Below are 16,417 nucleotides of genomic sequence, written 5' to 3'. Positions count from 1 at the left end.
CGTAGGGGAAGACGCACCTGACGAACGGAGAAGATCATGGCGACACCCATCGCGCGCGGAGTGGTCTATATCCACTCGGCGCCACGAGCGCTGTGTCCGCACCTGGAGTGGGCGGTCGGCCGATCTCTCGGCCGAGCCGTCAACTTCGAGTGGCAGGACCAGCCGGTGCTGCACGGCGCGCGTCGCACGGAGTACTACTGGGAGGGCCCCGCCGGCACCGGCGCCGCCCTCGCGACCGCCATCCGCGGATGGGAGCACCTCCGGTTCGAGGTCACGGAGGATCCCACTCCGCGCAGCGACGGCGGCCGCTGGATGCACACGCCCGATCTCGGCATCCACTACGCGCAGATGGACTCGGCGGGCAATGTCGTGATCCCCGAGGATCGCGTGCGCTACGCGATGGAGATCGCTGGCTCCGACCCGTTCGAGCTCCGTCGCGAGCTGGACGTCGCCCTCGGCAGCGCATGGGATCAGGAGCTCGAGGCCTTCCGCGCCGCCGGCGACGACTCGCCGGTCGTGTGGCTGCACCAGGTCGGCTGAGCCCGCGGCGGGAGCCGCGTCCCGCCGTCCACAGACTGCAGACGCCCCAGGAGAGAACTCCTGGGGCGTCTCGCTGTCCGCTGTGGGATCAGCCGTCGTACGAGGCGAACGCGATGACCGCGTTGTGTCCGCCGAAGCCGAACGAGTTGCTGATCGCGAGCTGGGGGCCGTCGCCGAGCGGCTGAGGCTCGCCGGACAGCCTGAACGGCACCTCGGGGTCCTGCTCGGTGATGTTGATCGTCGGCGGAGCGACGCGGTCGCGCAGCGCGAGCACCGTGTAGACCGCTTCGAGAGCGCCCGTGCCGCCGAGGAGGTGCCCGGTGGACGCCTTCGTGGCGGAGACGGGGATCTCGTCGATGCGGTCGCCGAACACGCGCTTGAGGGCGACGTACTCGTTCGGGTCGCCGACCGGCGTCGAGGTCGCGTGCGCGTTGATGTGGGTGACGTCGTCGGGCTGAGCGCCCGCGACCTCCAGAGCCTGCTGCACGGCGCGCGCCGCACCCCAGCCCTCGGGGTCGTTGCCCGTGATGTGATACGAGTCCGCGGTGACGCCGCCTCCCACGAGGTAGGCGTAGATCCGCGCAGCGCGGGCCTTCGCGTGCTCCTCGGTCTCGAGCACGAGCGCGGCCGCGCCCTCGCCCATGACGAAGCCGTCGCGGTCGATGCTGCCCGGACGCGATGCCGTTGCGGGATCGTCGTTCCGGCGCGAGAGAGCCTGCGCGGAGGCGAAGGAGGCCACCGTGATCGGGTGGATGGCCGACTCGGCGCCGCCGGCGATGACGACGTCGGCGAGCCCCTGCTGGAGGTGCTCGTAGGCGTTGTAGAGCGACTCCGTGCTCGATGCGCAGGCGCTCACGACCGTGCGCGCGTACGCCTTCGCGTTGAACTGCAGCGAGAGGTTGCCGGCAGCCGCGTTCGGCATGAGCATGGGCACCGTGAGCGGCATGACGCGGCGGGGGCCCTTCTCACGCAGGGTGTCCCATGCGTCCAGCAGCGTCCACACGCCGCCGATGCCGGTCGCGAAGTCGACGCCGAGGCGCTCGGGCGCGACCTCGGGCTCTCCGGCGTCCGCCCAGGCCTCGCGTGCCGCGATGAGCGCGAACTGCGTCGAGGGGTCGAGGCGCTTGGCCTCGTGGCGGGGGAGCACCTCCTCGGGCCGGACGATCGCCTCAGCGGCGAAAGTCACCGGGAGCTGGTACTTCTCGACCCAGTCGTGCTCGAGCGTGCGGGCGCCGGAGACGCCTGCGAGGAGATTGCGCCAGTTGTCCTCGACGTTGCCGCCGATGGCGGACGACGCGCCGAGGCCCGTGACGACGATGCGCTTGGTCATGGCTTGGTTCCCTGTGTTCCTCGGAAGTGCAGATCGGGCGTCACGCCGAGTCGGCGCGGCCGCGCGGCGTGACGCCCGGAAGCCTCACTGGTTGGCGGTGATGAAGTCGACGGCGTCCTTCACCGTCTTGAGGTTCTTGACCTCCTCGTCGGGGATGGTCACGCCGAACTTCTCCTCGGCGTTGACCACGATCGTCATCATCGAGATCGAGTCGATGTCGAGGTCGTCCGTGAACGACTTCTCGAGGGCGACCTCGGAAGCGTCGATGCCGGTCTCGTCGGTGATGAGCTCAGCCAGTCCGGCGAGGACCTCGTCGTTCGTGAATGCCATGGGTTTCTCTCTTTCAGGGTTGGGTGATCAGAATCCGGGTCGGGAACCGCCCATCAGTCTAGAGGCGGAGGCGGCCCGATCCGTGGAACGTCAGGGCAGGACGACGACCTGAGCGGCGAAGACGAGCCCCGCGCCGAAGCCGATCTGGAGCGCGAGACCGCCCGAGAGCTCGGGGTTCTCCTCGAGTAGGCGATGCGTCGCGAGCGGGATGGACGCGGCAGACGTGTTGCCCGTGTCGGCGATGTCACGAGCGATCGCGACCGTGTCGGGCAGCCCGAGCTGCTTGGCGAACTCGTCGACGATCCGCATGTTCGCCTGGTGGGGGATGAACGCCGCGAGGTCCGACGGCTCGACGCCTGCGGCCTCGAGCGTCTGCTTGGCGACCTTCGCCATCTCCCACACCGCCCAGCGGAAGACCGTCTGGCCCTCCTGGCGCAGCGTCGGCCACTCCGCCTCGCCGTCGCGGAACGCCGTGAGCGTCGCGTTCATGCGCACGGCCTCCGACTTCGACCCGTCGGAGCCCCACAGGGTCTGGGACACCCCGGGCGTCTCGCTCGGGCCGAGCAGAGCAGCACCCGCACCGTCGCCGAGGAGGAACGAGATCGAGCGATCAGTGGGATCGACGATGTCGCTGAGCTTCTCCGTGCCGATGACGAGCGCGTACCGCGCCGCGCCCGAGCGGATCAGCGCGTCGGCCTGCGCCACCGCGTAGCAGAAGCCCGCGCACGCGGCGTTGATGTCGTACGCCGCGGCCGGGTTCGCGCCGACGCGGTCGGCCACGATCGCCGAGACGGATGGCGTCTGCCGCGGGTTGCTGATCGTGGCGACGATGACGAGGTCGATCTCGGAGGGATCGACGCCCGAGCGCTGGATGGCCTCGGTCGCCGCGTCGGCCGCGAGCTCGACGGCCGTCGTCGCCTTGTCGGCGCGCACGCGCGTGATGATGCCGGTGCGCTGGCGGATCCACTCGTCGCTCGAGTCGATCGGCCCGACGAGGTCGTCGTTGGGCACGGCGTACTGGCCGCGCGCGGCGCCGTAGGCATAGATGCGCGAGTGGGCGCTGCCGGTGGCTTCCTTCAGCGTGGGGGTCGTCATCCTGCTCTTCTTCTCCTCACTCACGCGAGCAGCGCCGCTGCCGCGTCGAGATCATCCGGGGTCTTCACCGCGACCGTCGGCACGCCCTTGAGCCCGCGCTTCGCGAGCCCGACGAGAGCGCCCGCGGGCGCGAGCTCGATGAGCCCCGCGATCTCCGCGTCGGCGAACGATGTCATGCACAGGTCCCACCGCACCGGGTGGCTCACCTGGTGGACGATGAGCTCGAGCGCACGGCGCCCCGTCGCCACCGTCGTGCCGTCGCTGTTGGTCCAGAGCGGGAGCGCGGGATCGCCCACTTCGGCGATCCCCTCGACGGCCTCCTGCAGCGGGCCCGTGGCGGGAGCCATGTACGACGTGTGGAAGGCGCCGGCCACCTGAAGCGGGATGACTCGCGCTCCACGCGGAGCGGACGCGGCGAGGGCGGCGAGAGCGTCCGTCGCTCCGGCCGCGACGATCTGCCCGCCGCCGTTGTAGTTGGCGGGCTCGAGGCCCGCGTCGGCGATCGCCTGGAGCACCTGCTCCTCGACGCCGCCCACGACAGCGCTCATGCCCGTCTCCGCCTGGGCGGCCGCCTCGGCCATCGCGCGGCCGCGCAGGCCGACGAGCCGCATGCCGTCCTCGAATCCGATCACGCCGGCGGCGACGAGCGCGCCGATCTCGCCGACCGAGTGGCCGGCCACCCCGCCCGGGGCGGACGCGCGCGCCTGCAGGGCCTCGTACGAGACGAGGCTCGCTGCGACGATGAGCGGCTGAGCGACCCGCGTGTCGCGGATGCGGTCGGCGTCCCACTCCGTTCCGGCCGCGATGAGGTCGACCTGAGCGGCGTCGGAGGCGGCCTCGAGGCGCTCGCGCACCCCGTCGAGCTCGAGCCAGGGGCTGAGGAATCCGGGCGTCTGGGACCCCTGTCCGGGGAATGCGGCGACGATCACCTGACCATCATGCCAACCGGAACGGCGGCTCGCTGGCGAGATCGTCACAAGAATCCCCGGATCCGTTGTGCGTGGCGGACACCTCGGATGGTCATCGTCGCCCGTCGCGCGGACGGCGGACCGGGCGCCGGACGGCATCCTTGGGGCCGATCGAGCCGAGGATGAGCGCCGTCTGCAGGATGAGCGCCTCACGCGGGCCGGTCGCGTCCCAGCCGATCACGTCGCTCACGCGCTTGAGGCGGTAGCGCACGGTGTTCGGGTGCACGAACAGCTCCCGCGCGGTCGCCTCGAGCGAGCGCCCGTTGTCGAGGTAGCTCCACAGCGTCGTGACGAGGTCGGTCGAGTGCGCCTCGAGCGGGCGGAAGATCCGCTCGATGAGGGTCTGCTTCGCGAGCGGGTCGCCCGCGAGCGCGCGCTCCGGAAGGAGGTCATCCGCCTCGACCGGGCGCGGCGCATGACGCCACGCACGTGCGACGGCGAAGCCGGCGAGGGCTGCGCGAGCGCTGCGGCTCGCGTCGACGAGGGCCGGGACGGCCGGACCGAGGACGAGGTGCCCGGCGCCGAAGCAGGGCTCCAGCGCATCGGCGATCTCCACGAAGCTCAGCTCGCCGTTCGGCTCCGACTGCTCCTTGCCGGGGGCGTGCGCTCGGCCGAGCACGAGCACGAGGCGCGAGCCCTGCACGCCGATGAGCACGTCGACCCCGAGCTTGCGCGCGGTGCGCCGCACCTGGTCGACGTCGAACAGCGGGGGAGTGGTGCCCACGAGCACCGACACCTCGCCGTGTCCGTGCCAGCCGAGTGCCGCGATGCGGCTCGGGAGCTCCTCATCGGTCTCGCCCGTGAGGATCGAGTCCACCACGAGCGCCTCGAGTCGGGCATCCCAGAGTCCGCGCGACTCCGCGGCCCTGGCGTAGACGTCGGCCGCCGTGAACGCGACCTCCCGCGAATAGAGGAGGATCGACTCGCGCAGCTGCTCGCCGCGTCCGACGACGCGCTCTTCCATGACATCCACGGTCGCGCGGACGAGCTGCAGGGTCTGCTGAAGGCTGACGCTGCGCAGCAGCTCGCGCGGGGCCGCGTCGAAGATGTCCGCGGCGATCGAGGGTGTGCTCGTCGGATCCTCGTACCACTCGATGAACGAGCTGATCCCGGCCTGCGCGACGAGCCCGACGGCCGACCGACGGGCCGGAGGCATCTCGGTGTACCAGGGCAGCGACTCCTCGAGGCGCTGCAGCACGGCGGTGGCGACGTCGCCGGAGATGCGGCGCAGCCACGCCAGCGTCGCCGCCTTGTCCATCGTCGCCCTCTCCTCCGTCGACACAGGGGCGGGGCCCCGCCTGCTGGGGGCCCCGCCGTCTGCCGTTCCGCTCACGCGGTTCAGGAATCTCCGCCTGCGTTGCCGGACGTGCCGGCCGTCACATCGTGGATGCGGTACTTCTCGATCGCCTGCCCGATGACCGAGCGGTCGACGGCGCCCTGGTCGGCGAGCGACTGCAGCGCGCGCACGACCATCGACGGGCCGTCGATCTTGAAGAACCGGCGAGCCGCGGCGCGCGTGTCGGCGAAGCCGAAGCCGTCGGCGCCGAGCGTGTAGTACGGACCGGGGATCCACTGCCGGATCTGGTCCTGCACGGCGTGCATGTAGTCGCTCGTCGCGATGAACGGCCCCTCGGCGCCCTGCAGCTTCTGCGTGAGGTACGCCGTGCGCGGCTCCTCCTCGGGGTGGAGGAAGTTGTGCTCGTCGGCCGCGAGGCCGTCGCGGCGCAGCTCCGACCACGAGGTCACCGACCACACGTCGGCGACGACGCCCCAGTCGCTCTTGAGGAGCTCCTGAGCCTCGAGCGCCCACGGCACGCCCACGCCCGACGCGAGGAGCTGGACGCGCGGACCGTCTCCCGTGCCGACCGAGACGCGGTGGATGCCCTTGACGATGCCCTCTGCGTCGACGTCGGCCGGCTCGGCCGGCTGGCGCATCGGCTCGTTGTAGACCGTGATGTAGTACATGACGTCGGGGTCGGGGTGCGACCCGCCGTACATGCGCTCGACACCGGCCTGCACGATGTGCGACACCTCGTAGCCGAAGGCCGGGTCGTACGTGAGGGTCGCGGGGTTCGTCGACGCGAGGAGCGGCGAGTGGCCGTCCGCGTGCTGCGTGCCCTCGCCCGTGAGCGTCGTGCGGCCCGCGGTCGCGCCGATGATGAACCCGCGCGCGAGCTGGTCGCCGGCTGCCCAGAACGCGTCGCCCGTGCGCTGGTACCCGAACATCGAGTAGAAGATGTAGACCGGGATGAGCGGCTCGCCGTGCGTGGCGTAGGACGTTCCGGTCGCGGTGAAGGCCGCGGCAGCGCCGGCTTCGTTGATGCCGACGTGCATGATCTGGCCCTGCGGGCTCTCCTTGTAGGCCAGGAGCAGCTCGCGGTCGACCGAGGTGTAGTTCTGGCCGTTCGGGTTGTAGATCTTCGCCGACGGGAAGTACGAGTCCATGCCGAACGTGCGCGCCTCGTCGGGGATGATCGGCACGATGCGGTTGCCGAAGCCCTTGACCCGCATGAGGTCCTTGAGCATCCGGACGAACGCCATCGTCGTGGCGACCTCCTGGTTGCCCGACCCCTTCTTCGGGAACGCGTAGTCCTTGTCCTCGGGCATGTTGAGGGGGATGTGCGTGCTGCGGCGCTCGGGGAGGAAGCCGCCGAGCGCGCGGCGGCGCTCGAGCATGTACTGGATGGTCTCGTCCTGCGCACCCGGGTGGTAGTACGGCGGGCGGTACGGGTCGGCCTCGAGCTGAGCGTCGGACACCGGGATCTGCATCGTGTCGCGGAACAGCTTGAGGTCGTCCAGCGTCATCTTCTTCATCTGGTGCGTCGCGTTGCGCCCCTCGAAGTGCGGGCCGAGGCCGTAGCCCTTGACGGTCTTCGCGAGGATGACCGTCGGCTGGCCCTTGTGCTCCATGGCCGCCTTGTAGGCCGCGTACACCTTGCGGTAGTCGTGGCCGCCGCGGCGCAGGCGCCACACGTCGTCGTCGGAGAGGTCCTTGACGAGCTCGAGCGCGCGGGGGTCGCGGCCGAAGAAGTTCTCGCGCACGTAGGCGCCCGACTCGGCCTTGTAGGTCTGGAAGTCGCCGTCCGGCGTCACGTTCATGAGGTTCAGGAGCGCGCCGTCGGTGTCCCGCGCGAGCAGGTCGTCCCACTCGCGGCCCCACACGACCTTGATGACGTTCCAGCCGGCGCCGCGGAAGAAGCTCTCGAGCTCCTGGATGATCTTCCCGTTGCCGCGGACCGGGCCGTCGAGACGCTGGAGGTTGCAGTTGATCACGAACGTGAGGTTGTCGAGGCCCTCGTTCGCGGCGACCTGGAGCTGACCGCGCGACTCCACCTCGTCCATCTCGCCGTCGCCGAGGAAGGCCCAGACGTGCGAGTCCGAGACATCCTTGATCCCGCGGTTGGCGAGGTACTTGTTCGTCATCGCCTGGTAGATGGCGTTGATCGGGCCGAGGCCCATCGACACCGTGGGGAACTGCCAGAAGTCGCGCATCATGCGCGGGTGGGGGTACGACGGGATGCCGTTCGGCGCGCCCGACTTCTCCTGGCGGAACGCGTCGAGCTGCGCCTCGCTCATGCGGCCCTCGAGGTAGGCGCGCGCATAGGCGCCGGGCGAGGCGTGGCCCTGGTAGAAGATCTGGTCGCCGCCGGACGGGTGGTCCTGGCCGCGGAAGAAGTGGTTGAACCCGACCTCGTAGAGCGACGCCGCCGACGCGTACGTCGAGATGTGCCCGCCGACGCCGATGCCGGGGCGCTGCGCGCGGTGCACGGTGATCGCGGCGTTCCAGCGGATCCAGTGGCGGTACCGGCGCTCGAGCTCCTCGTCACCGGGGAACTCGGGCTCGTCCTCGGGCGCGATGGTGTTGACGTAGTCGGTCGTCGGCACCATGGGCACACCGAGACGCAGCTGCTTCGAGCGCTGGAGGAGGCTCAGCATGACCTCGCGGCCGCGCTGGTGGCCCTTGACGTCCACCAGCTCGTCGAGGGACTGCTGCCACTCGCTGGTCTCCTCCGGGTCGCTGTCGTGCGCACCCTGCGAGTACGGATCCTGGTCGTGAACAGCCACAGGTGACCTTTCGTCTGGCGGGCAGATCGTGCCGCGGAAACGGGACGAGGCGTGCCGGAGCCCGGTCGGGCCGATGCACGCGTATCGGGGACAGCCTAGTCCTTCCGAGGAGGGGCGGGCACGCGCGGCCAGGGTGGCGTCGACTCTCGGCAAGCGCTCTCCGGTCGCGTGCCCTCGTCCGGACGCGGCAGAATCAGGGAGTGCCCCACGTCTCCGCGCTCTACCGTCATCCCGTCAAGGGCTTCACCGCCGAGGAGCGCGACGCCCTCGTCGTCCAGGACGACGGCCGCATCGAGGGCGACCGCGTGCTGGCCTTCCGCTTCGCGGACGCGGCCACGCCCGAGGAGCATGACGGACTGGACTACTGGCCGAAGTCCAAGGGTCTCGCGCTCATGGACTTCCCCTCCCTCGCGCGCCTCCGCCTGCGCTTCGACGAGGACCTCGGCCGGCTCTCCGTCCGCCTGGATGACGAGCTCGTGCTCGAGACGACGCTGGATGCCGAGGGGCGACGCGAGGCCTCCGAGCGGATCGCGCGGTTCGTCCTGTCGACGCCCGACGGGCGGCGCCTGGAGCGCGGTGGCCGCCTGCCGCTCGCCCTCGTGGGGGATGGTCGGACGTCGCGCTTCCAGGATCGGCCGCGCGGCTTCGTGTCCCTGCACGGTCGCCCGTCGGTGCGCGCGGTCGACGAGGTCACTCCGGACGCCGTCGTCGACGACCGCCGCTTCCGCTCGAACATCGTCGTCGACGGTCTCGAGCCGTGGAGCGAGCTCGACTGGCGTGGCCGCGTGCGGATCGGGGAGGTGGTCTTCGCGGTGCAGCGCCCGATCATCCGCTGCCTCGCGATCCACGCCGACCCCGATTCGGGAGAGCGGGACGCCCCGCTCCTGAAGACCCTCACCCGCGTCTTCGGCCAGGCGGAGCCCACCCTCGGCATCCTGCTGCTGCCCGCCGAGGGAGGCGGCACCATCCGCCTCGGCGACAGCGTGGAGCTGCTCGACTGAGCTGCTCGACGTGACGGCTCAGAGCGCGGCGCGGATCGCCTGCTCGACCGTCGCGCCGCGGCCCACCTTCGCCGGGATGTCGCCGGGCTGCTCGGCGACGTGGATCGCGTACGAGCCGTCGCCCTCGGCGACGACCCAGCCCCACGGTCGCCGGTCGCGCTTCACGCGCAGGTCGGGGTACCAGATGGTGCTCTGGACCGGCGTCGGCTCGAACGAGTAGAGACTGCCGCCCACGGTCACGAGCTGCGTCGTCTGGATGGCGGCGTCGATGAAATCGCGGTCGAAGGCTCTCATATCCGCACTGTACTCAGGAGCGTCGACAGGCGGTAGACCCGGCCCCTGAGCGGGTCTGCGCGGTGCTCAGACCTCGTCGTCGACGTCGTCGTCGCCCGCCGCGAGACGGTCGGCGTCGGCGCTGTCGATGAGGTCGTCGTTCGCATCGGGGTCGAGCACCTCGTCGCCGTCGACCTCGGTCGTGGGCAGGTCGTCGCGGCTCTCGCCGTCGTCGGGCAGAGGGTACGGAGCGGGGTAGGGGTTCGACATGATCTCGTCCTTTCGCGTGAGGTGCTGCTCACGCTAGGGGCGGCGGGCGAGGCAGCCCAGGCGCTTGACCGAGAGCTCCGCTCTGGCTAGTCGCCGGCGAGCAGGGCGCGCACGACCTCCGCGTGGCGGAGCAGGAACGCGCGCTCGTCGAGCCGACGCCTCCTGAGCCATGCGGTGACCTCGGCATTGTGCTTGCTCGCGTTGCAGGACCCGCAGGCGGGCACGACGTTCTCGAGCGTGTATCGTCCGCCGCGCGAAATCGCGAGCACGCAGTCGCGCTGAAGCGGCACGTCCGCCGCTCCGCAGTAGGCGCAGCCGCCCCATGCGGCGCGCAGGTCGCTCCACTGCTGCGCGCTGAGGTCGTTGTCGACCCGCGCGAGGCGGCGCTGCCGCCGCCTCGCGTAGCGTGCCCGCGCCGCCGCGGCGCCGGGGGAGGAGATCTTGCGACCGCGGGCCATGCCGCGATGGTACCGAGCGGTCGGGGGATTCCGCGGGAGGCGCAACGGTGGGCCCTGCCGGGATCGAACCGACGACATCCACGGTGTAAACGTGGCGCTCTACCAGCTGAGCTAAAGGCCCCTCCCGACGATTCTAGGCGCACGGGATGTCGCCATCCGACCGTAGGCTGGAGAGGTGAACGCCAGCCCCGCCGACCAGCGCCTCCTCCTCGACCTCGCCGACCTCGACCGCCGACTTCGGCAGGCGGAGGCCGCGCGCCGCAACCCGCCGCAGGCAGCGCGGGTGCAGGAGCTCGTCGCACAGCGCACCGCGCAGAGCCATGAGCTCGCCGTGCGCGTCGGCGCGCGCGACGAGCTGCAGGCCGAGGTCTCGCGCATCGAGTCGGATGTCGCGCTCGCGCAGCAGCGGCGCGACCGCGACCGGGCGCGCCTCGAGGGCTCGGCGAACGCGAAGGACGCGCAGGCGCTCGAGCGCGAGATCGCCGCGCTCACCCAGCGGCTGAGCGCGCTCGAGGATGCCGAGCTCGAGCTCATGGAGCGCCTGGAGGCCGCAGAGGCGTCGGTCGCAGAGCAGCAGGCGATCCTGAACGAGACGACGGCCGAGGGCCAGCGGCTGAGCGCCGAGGGCAAGGCCCAGGTCGAGGCGGCCGGCCGCGAGATCGAGACGCTCACGCGCGACCGCGGCGCCGTCGCCGGGCGCATCCCCGACGCGCTCGTGTCCGCCTACGACCGCCTGGCGGCCCGGGGCATCGTCGCCGCCGCGCCGTTCACGCGCGGTGCGTGCGGAGGCTGCCACGTGATGCTCGCGCCGAGCGATCTGCAGGCGCTCCGCTCGGTGCCCGCCGATGCGGTGGCGAACTGCCCCGAGTGCGGGTGCATCCTCGTGCGCACCGAGGAGTCCGGGCTCTGACGCCATCCGTCGTCCTCGGCCGCGCGGGCGACGACATCGTCGCGGTCGCGCGTGACGCCGACGCGATCGCGGAGGGCGACGCCGAGCGCATCGCACGGGCGGGCGACGACGCCGCGCTCGCTCGGTGGGTCGCCGCACGCGAGGAGGCGGACGCCCCGCGCTGGGTCTGGTCGGACACCGCGGAGTGGTACCCGCGTCTGCTCGCGGAGGGCGTGCGGGTCGCGCGCTGCGACGACCTGCGCCTGCGTCACCGCATCCTCCATCACGCCGTCACCCCCGATGCTTCCGCCCACCCGTGGGACGCTGCACCGGCCGAGTCCGAAGTCGCGACGCAGCCGGCGCTGTTCGACGTCGAGCCGACGCGCGTCGCGGGGGAGTCGATGCACGACCTCGCCGCGACCGTCGCCGAGGCGCGCGCGCAGCACGGCCTCCTCGCGCGCGCGGAGGATCCGTCGCGCATGCGGCTCCTTCTCGCCGCGGAGTCGGCGGGCGCCCTCGTGGCCGCTGAGATGCGGGCGGCCGGCCTGCCCTGGGATGTCCGCCGGCACGACGCCATCCTCACGGAGGCGCTCGGCCCACGACGCGGCGGCGGCCTCCCTGCGCGCATGGAGGAGACCGCCGCGCGCGTCCGCGAGGCGCTGGGCGATCCGCGCGCGAGCCTCGACTCGCCGCCGCGTCTTCTGCGCGCGCTCCGCAATGCAGGCGTGCACGTCGACTCGACGAGCAAGTGGGAGCTGGCCGAGCACGATCATCCCGTCGTCGCACCGCTGCTCGAGTACAAGAGCATGGCGCGCCTCCTCACCGCCAACGGATGGTCCTGGCTCGACGAGTGGGTCCACGACGGCCGCTTCCGACCGGTCTATGTGCCGGGCGGCGTCGTCACCGGCCGGTGGGCGTCCTCCGGAGGAGGCGCTCTGCAGATCCCGCGCGCGCTGCGCGGCGCGGTCAGGGCCGACGCGGGGTGGCGCATCGTCTCCGCCGATGTCGCTCAGCTCGAGCCCCGCGTCCTCGCGGGGATGGCACGCGACGAGCGGATGGCCCGGGCCGCCGCGGGCGCGGACCTCTACGAGGGCATCGTGGCCAGCGGCGCGGTCGCGACCCGCGCGGAGGCCAAGATCGCCGTCCTCGGCGCGATGTACGGTGCGACGACGGGCGACGCGGGCCGCCTCGTGCCGCGGCTTCGCAAGGTGTTCCCGGCGGCGATGGCGCTCGTCGATGCCGCGGCGCGCACGGGCGAGGACGGGGGAGTGGTGCGCACGTGGCTGGGGCGCACCTCCCCGGCGCCGGATCCGGCGTGGGTGCAGCAGCAGGCCCGGGCGAGCGGTTCGGATGCCTCGGCCGCCGACGAGACGCGGGCGCGGCGCGCGGCACGCGACCGCGGGCGATTCACCCGCAACTTCGTCGTGCAGGGCACGGCGGCCGAGTGGTCGCTCGCGTGGCTCGCCGACCTGCGCCTGCGCCTCGCCGCGCTCGGAGCCGTCGGCGCCGACCGATCGGCTTCGGCGTCGGGCCCGGTGTTCTCCCGACGTCCGCACCTGGCGTTCTTCCTGCATGACGAGGTCCTCGTGCATGCGCCGGCCGATCTCGCCGACGACGTGGCGGCGGCCATCCGCTCCGCTGCGGATGCCGCGGGTCGGCTGCTGTTCGGGACGTTCCCCATCGACTTCCCGCTCGACGTGCGCATCGACGAGTCCGCCGCGAAGTGATCCCGCCCAGCCGCCGTAGAATGGAGGGGCGAATGGGTCGGCCGGACGGTCGCGTCGCGAGCGGTTCGCCGCCTCGCGCCGAGGAACGTCCGGGCTCCGCAGGGCAGGGCGGTGGGTAACACCCACCCGGAGCGATCCGCGAGACAGTGCCACAGAGAACAGACCGCCGGGATCCGTCCCGGTAAGGGTGAAACGGCGGTGTAAGAGACCACCGGGGGCCATGGCGACATGGCCCGCCAGGTAAACCTCGCCCGGAGCAAGGTCAGACAGAGGATGATGACGCGGCCCGCCGAGTCCTCGGGTAGACCGCTGGAGCGGCACGGCAACGTGTCGCCGAGAGAGATGGCCGTCGATGGGGCGCGAGCCCCGGAACAGAACCCGGCGTACAGGCCGGCCCATTCGCCTTGGACGAGAAGCGCCCCGGCTCCATGCGGAGCCGGGGCGCTGAGCGGTCGAGGGGTCAGGCGTTCGCGAGCGAGGCGGCGCCGATGATGCCCGCGTTGTTGCGGTGCACGGCAGTGACCATCTTGGCGCGCGTGGTGATGTACGGCATGAACTTCTCGGGGTTCTTCGAGACGCCGCCGCCCACGACGAGGAGGTCGGGGGAGAAGAGGAACTCGACGTGCGCGTAGAACTTCTGGAGGCGGTGGCCCCACTTCTCCCACGAGAGGCCCTCGCGCTCGCGCGCCGTCGCGGCGGCGTAGCGCTCGATCGACTCGCCCTTCCAGATGAGGTGGCCGAGCTCGGTGTTCGGGATGAGGACCCCGTCGTAGATGAACGCCGAGCCGATGCCCGTGCCGAGGGTCGTGAGGATCGTGAGGCCCTTCTGGCCCTTCGCGGCGCCGAAGCGCGCCTCCGAGAGGCCGGCGGCGTCGGCGTCGTTCACGAAGTGGATGTCGCGGCCGAGGCCGTCCTGGAAGAACTTCTCGGCCTCGAAGTCGATCCACTCGTCGGAGATGTTGGCCGCCGAGAGCGTGCGGCCGTCCTTGACGATGGCGGGGAAGCAGACGCCGAGGGGGAGCCCGGCCGCGTCCTCGCCGAGGAGCTCGAGCAGGTCGTGCGCGGTCTGGAGCACGTCCTTCGGGTGCGCGCCCTTGGGGGTGTCGATGCGCACCCGGTCACTCAGCAGCGTGCCCTCCGAGAGGTCGACGATGCCGGCCTTCATGCCGGTCCCGCCGATGTCGATTCCGACAGCACGATCCACAGTCTTCGCCATGCTGACAGCTTACTGGGAGCGCGCGGAGCCTCCGGACACGAAGAAGACGCCGGCCTCATCGAGACCGGCGTCTGCAGACGTGCGCGTTACGCGCTCTTGACCCGCGTCGGGTCCTGGCCCGCTCCGCGGCGCTCGCGGATGAACGCGAGGCGCTCGGCGAGGATCTCCTCGAGCTCCTCGATCGAACGGCGCTCCAGGAGCATGTCCCAGTGCGTGCGCGCGGCCTTGTCGCCGGAGTGGTCGACCTCGACCGTGCCCTTCTCGAGCTTGAGCAGCGCCTCGCCGCCGCACGTGCGGCACTCCCACGTCTCGGGAGCTTCGGCGTCCGCTGCGAACATGAGCGTCGTCTCGCGCCCGCAGGCAGCACAGACGTACGTCTGCTCCTTGCGCTCCATGAACACGACGCCCTCTTCGCTCTGAAGACTCTGGGCGCCGAGTCGGATACCACGAAGGCTGCGATCTGCCATGGTGAAGTCCTCTCGTCGGTCACCATTTGTAACGCGTCCGGCTGAGCGGATCATCCGAACGGACGGCGCCGGATGCGCTATTCCCAGGCGACGTTCAGGGCGTCAGAGCGGCCAGCGCCAGGTCGGCGCGATCCGTGACGATCCCGTCGACCCCGCGCCGCACGAGCGCCCTCATCCGCGCGGGATCGTCGACGGTCCAGATGTGCACCTCGACCCCCTCCTCATGCGCCCAGCGGACGAGCCGGCGGGTGAGCACGGGCACGATGCCGCGCCGCTCGGGGATCTGCAGGGCGTCGACTCCGGCGAGCAGCCGTCGTGCGCGCCGCCGTGCCCCGAGCGCGGCCGCGAGAACGAGGCGCGCGATGATCGCCGAGCTCGCGCTCGTGGCCGGCCGCGCAGGGAACGCAGCGGCCAAGGCCGCCACGCGCCGTGCCTCGTCGAAGCTCGTGAGGAGAACGCGGTCGGCGTGCTCGGCGGCGATGCGGCCGGCGTCCTCGGCGGCGGCCGCGGCCTTCACGTCGATGTTGAAGCGCGTCGACGGGAAGTCCCGGAGCACATCGGCGAGCTGCGCGAGGCCGCCGCGCGGCGCCATGATCTCGTCGAGCTCCCGCAGCGTCACGTCGGCGATCGCGCGCGGGTCTCCCGTCACGCGCTCGAGCGTGTCGTCGTGGAAGAGGACGACGACGTCATCCGCCGTGAGATGGCAGTCGGACTCGACGTACTCGATGCCCGCCGCCTGCGCGGCCGCGATCGCCGCGACCGAGTTCTCGACGATGCCGTCGGCGGCCATGTCGGCCGTCACGAGTCCGCGATGGGCGAGCACGCGCGGATGGCGCGTGCCCGCCAGGTACGGATGCGTCACGCGGGCGGCGGGGTGCGGTCGCCCAGCCCCGGGATCCGTCCGGCGAAACCGCCCGAGATGCCCTTGAGGGCCTCCGTCAGCTCGCTCGGGATGATCCAGAGCTTGCTCGCCTCGCCCTCCGCGATCTTCGGCAGGGTCTGCAGGTACTGGTAGGCGAGCAGCTTGTCGTCGGGGCGCCCCTCGTGGATCGCATGGAAGACCGTCGTGATCGCCTCCGACTCGCCCTGGGCGCGCAGGACCTGCGCCTGCTTGTCGCCCTCGGCCTTGAGGATCGCGGCCTGCCGCGCACCCTCGGCGACGAGCACCTGCGACTGCTTCTGGCCCTCGGCGGTGAGGATGGCCGCGCGACGGTCGCGCTCGGCGCGCATCTGCTTCTCCATCGCGTCCTGCAGCGTCGCGGGCGGATCGATCGCCTTGAGCTCGACGCGGCTCACCTTGATGCCCCACTGCCCGGTCGCCTCGTCGAGCACGGCGCTGAGCTTGCCGTTGATCACGTCGCGGCTCACGAGCGCCTCCTCGAGGTTGAGGCTTCCGACGACGTTCCTCAGCGTGGTGATGGTGAGCTGCTCCACCGCGCCGAGGTAGTTCGCGATCTCGTAGGTCGCCGAGCGCGGATCGGTGACGCGGAAGTAGACGACCGTGTCGACGGCCACCGAGAGGTTGTCCTCGGTGATGACCTGCTGCGGCGGGAAGGTCACGACCTGCTCGCGGAGGTCGACGCGCGTGCGTGCGCGGTCGATGAAGGGCACGATGAGGTGCGGCCCGCCGAACAGGGTGCGGTGGTACTTGCCGAGGCGCTCCACGATGACGGAGTCGCTCTGCGGCACGATCCGGATGGACCGGACCAGGATGGTGATCACGAAGATGACGACGGCGATCACCAGGATCCAGGTGAGCACCATCGCCATGACGTTGCTGTCGTCCAT

The 16,417-nt window shown here is 71.4% G+C and carries 17 protein-coding genes, 1 tRNA gene and 1 other RNA gene; 5 read left to right on the top strand and 14 right to left on the bottom strand.

Annotated elements, in window-relative coordinates; translation table 11 throughout:
- Positions 1-36 precede the first annotated feature (36 nt).
- Positions 37-540, top strand: coding sequence for a DUF3145 domain-containing protein (locus M1D46_RS10925; RefSeq protein WP_455968499.1), 504 nt, complete (start codon positions 37-39; stop codon positions 538-540).
- 88 nt (positions 541-628) lie between these two features.
- On the opposite strand, the gene M1D46_RS10920 is transcribed toward M1D46_RS10925, so the two are convergent.
- The 6 genes from M1D46_RS10920 to aceE form a co-directional block, all read right to left on the bottom strand.
- Positions 629-1,870 (bottom strand): beta-ketoacyl-[acyl-carrier-protein] synthase family protein, encoded by a 1,242-nt coding sequence (locus M1D46_RS10920; RefSeq protein ID WP_456285534.1) that lies wholly within the window; start codon positions 1,868-1,870, stop codon positions 629-631.
- Positions 1,871-1,954: 84 nt separating this feature from the next.
- Positions 1,955-2,200, bottom strand: coding sequence for an acyl carrier protein (locus M1D46_RS10915; protein WP_271171876.1), 246 nt, complete (start codon positions 2,198-2,200; stop codon positions 1,955-1,957).
- A gap of 90 nt (positions 2,201-2,290) precedes the next feature.
- Positions 2,291-3,295 carry a beta-ketoacyl-ACP synthase III gene (locus M1D46_RS10910; RefSeq protein WP_324011240.1) on the bottom strand — a complete coding sequence of 335 codons (1,005 nt, stop codon included), beginning with the start codon at positions 3,293-3,295 and terminating at the stop codon, positions 2,291-2,293.
- Between the two features lie 20 nt (positions 3,296-3,315).
- Positions 3,316-4,224: an ACP S-malonyltransferase gene (locus M1D46_RS10905; RefSeq protein ID WP_271171874.1), complete on the bottom strand. Its 909-nt coding sequence runs from the start codon at positions 4,222-4,224 to the stop codon at positions 3,316-3,318.
- Positions 4,225-4,315: 91 nt separating this feature from the next.
- Positions 4,316-5,521, bottom strand: a complete 1,206-nt coding sequence (locus M1D46_RS10900; RefSeq protein WP_271171873.1) for a PucR family transcriptional regulator — start codon at positions 5,519-5,521, stop codon at positions 4,316-4,318.
- An 80-nt stretch (positions 5,522-5,601) separates the two neighbouring features.
- The gene (gene aceE, locus M1D46_RS10895) at positions 5,602-8,328 is read right to left on the bottom strand and encodes a pyruvate dehydrogenase (acetyl-transferring), homodimeric type (RefSeq protein WP_282977756.1); all 2,727 of its coding nucleotides are present in this window, start codon (positions 8,326-8,328) and stop codon (positions 5,602-5,604) included.
- A 200-nt stretch (positions 8,329-8,528) separates the two neighbouring features.
- Between aceE and M1D46_RS10890 the strand changes: the two genes are divergently transcribed.
- Entirely contained in the window at positions 8,529-9,329 is an 801-nt protein-coding gene (locus M1D46_RS10890) for an MOSC domain-containing protein (protein WP_456285533.1), read from the top strand.
- Positions 9,330-9,347: 18 nt separating this feature from the next.
- Here the strand turns inward: M1D46_RS10890 and M1D46_RS10885 are convergent, their stop codons facing one another.
- The 4 genes from M1D46_RS10885 to M1D46_RS10870 all read right to left on the bottom strand — a co-directional run bounded on the left by M1D46_RS10885 (position 9,348) and on the right by M1D46_RS10870 (position 10,451).
- Positions 9,348-9,623, bottom strand: coding sequence for a hypothetical protein (locus tag M1D46_RS10885; protein WP_271171870.1), 276 nt, complete (start codon positions 9,621-9,623; stop codon positions 9,348-9,350).
- Positions 9,624-9,689: 66 nt separating this feature from the next.
- Positions 9,690-9,872 carry a hypothetical protein gene (locus M1D46_RS10880; protein ID WP_324011246.1) on the bottom strand — a complete coding sequence of 61 codons (183 nt, stop codon included), beginning with the start codon at positions 9,870-9,872 and terminating at the stop codon, positions 9,690-9,692.
- Between the two features lie 86 nt (positions 9,873-9,958).
- Positions 9,959-10,330, bottom strand: a complete 372-nt coding sequence (locus tag M1D46_RS10875; RefSeq protein ID WP_456285532.1) for an HNH endonuclease — start codon at positions 10,328-10,330, stop codon at positions 9,959-9,961.
- Between the two features lie 48 nt (positions 10,331-10,378).
- Positions 10,379-10,451, bottom strand: a tRNA-Val gene (locus M1D46_RS10870).
- 54 nt (positions 10,452-10,505) lie between these two features.
- Here M1D46_RS10870 and M1D46_RS10865 point away from each other — a divergent pair.
- The 3 genes from M1D46_RS10865 to rnpB all read left to right on the top strand — a co-directional run bounded on the left by M1D46_RS10865 (position 10,506) and on the right by rnpB (position 13,348).
- Positions 10,506-11,240 carry a zinc ribbon domain-containing protein gene (locus M1D46_RS10865; RefSeq protein WP_282977753.1) on the top strand — a complete coding sequence of 245 codons (735 nt, stop codon included), beginning with the start codon at positions 10,506-10,508 and terminating at the stop codon, positions 11,238-11,240.
- The gene (locus M1D46_RS10860) at positions 11,198-12,946 is read left to right on the top strand and encodes a bifunctional 3'-5' exonuclease/DNA polymerase (protein ID WP_456285531.1); all 1,749 of its coding nucleotides are present in this window, start codon (positions 11,198-11,200) and stop codon (positions 12,944-12,946) included. The genes M1D46_RS10865 and M1D46_RS10860 overlap by 43 nt, the downstream gene beginning before the upstream one ends.
- A gap of 33 nt (positions 12,947-12,979) precedes the next feature.
- Positions 12,980-13,348: RNase P RNA component class A (gene rnpB, locus M1D46_RS10855), an RNA gene on the top strand.
- 58 nt (positions 13,349-13,406) lie between these two features.
- Here the strand turns inward: rnpB and ppgK are convergent.
- The 4 genes from ppgK to M1D46_RS10835 form a co-directional block, all read right to left on the bottom strand.
- The gene (gene ppgK, locus M1D46_RS10850; protein WP_271171866.1) at positions 13,407-14,162 is read right to left on the bottom strand and encodes a polyphosphate--glucose phosphotransferase; all 756 of its coding nucleotides are present in this window, start codon (positions 14,160-14,162) and stop codon (positions 13,407-13,409) included.
- A gap of 86 nt (positions 14,163-14,248) precedes the next feature.
- Positions 14,249-14,629, bottom strand: a complete 381-nt coding sequence (locus tag M1D46_RS10845) for an RNA polymerase-binding protein RbpA (protein WP_271171865.1) — start codon at positions 14,627-14,629, stop codon at positions 14,249-14,251.
- 94 nt (positions 14,630-14,723) lie between these two features.
- The gene (locus M1D46_RS10840) at positions 14,724-15,491 is read right to left on the bottom strand and encodes a glycerophosphodiester phosphodiesterase family protein (RefSeq protein WP_456285530.1); all 768 of its coding nucleotides are present in this window, start codon (positions 15,489-15,491) and stop codon (positions 14,724-14,726) included.
- Positions 15,488-16,417: an SPFH domain-containing protein gene (locus tag M1D46_RS10835; RefSeq protein ID WP_271171863.1), complete on the bottom strand. Its 930-nt coding sequence runs from the start codon at positions 16,415-16,417 to the stop codon at positions 15,488-15,490. Before M1D46_RS10835 ends, M1D46_RS10840 begins: the two co-directional genes overlap by 4 nt.

The sequence above is a fragment of the Microbacterium sp. JZ70 genome (assembly GCF_053903225.1).
The sequence above is the reverse complement of the archived record's forward strand: the minus strand, read 5'-3'. Positions and strand labels throughout refer to the sequence as shown.

Coding starts and splice junctions, on each gene's coding strand:
- M1D46_RS10925 (WP_455968499.1), top strand. CDS start 37: ATGGCGACACCCATCGCGCGCGGAGTGGTCTATATCCACTCGGCGCCA.
- M1D46_RS10920 (WP_456285534.1), bottom strand. CDS start 1,870: ATGACCAAGCGCATCGTCGTCACGGGCCTCGGCGCGTCGTCCGCCATC.
- M1D46_RS10915 (WP_271171876.1), bottom strand. CDS start 2,200: ATGGCATTCACGAACGACGAGGTCCTCGCCGGACTGGCTGAGCTCATC.
- M1D46_RS10910 (WP_324011240.1), bottom strand. CDS start 3,295: ATGACGACCCCCACGCTGAAGGAAGCCACCGGCAGCGCCCACTCGCGC.
- M1D46_RS10900 (WP_271171873.1), bottom strand. CDS start 5,521: ATGGACAAGGCGGCGACGCTGGCGTGGCTGCGCCGCATCTCCGGCGAC.
- M1D46_RS10885 (WP_271171870.1), bottom strand. CDS start 9,623: ATGAGAGCCTTCGACCGCGATTTCATCGACGCCGCCATCCAGACGACG.
- M1D46_RS10880 (WP_324011246.1), bottom strand. CDS start 9,872: ATGTCGAACCCCTACCCCGCTCCGTACCCTCTGCCCGACGACGGCGAG.
- M1D46_RS10875 (WP_456285532.1), bottom strand. CDS start 10,330: ATGGCCCGCGGTCGCAAGATCTCCTCCCCCGGCGCCGCGGCGGCGCGG.
- ppgK (WP_271171866.1), bottom strand. CDS start 14,162: ATGGCGAAGACTGTGGATCGTGCTGTCGGAATCGACATCGGCGGGACC.
- M1D46_RS10845 (WP_271171865.1), bottom strand. CDS start 14,629: ATGGCAGATCGCAGCCTTCGTGGTATCCGACTCGGCGCCCAGAGTCTT.
- M1D46_RS10835 (WP_271171863.1), bottom strand. CDS start 16,417: ATGGACGACAGCAACGTCATGGCGATGGTGCTCACCTGGATCCTGGTG.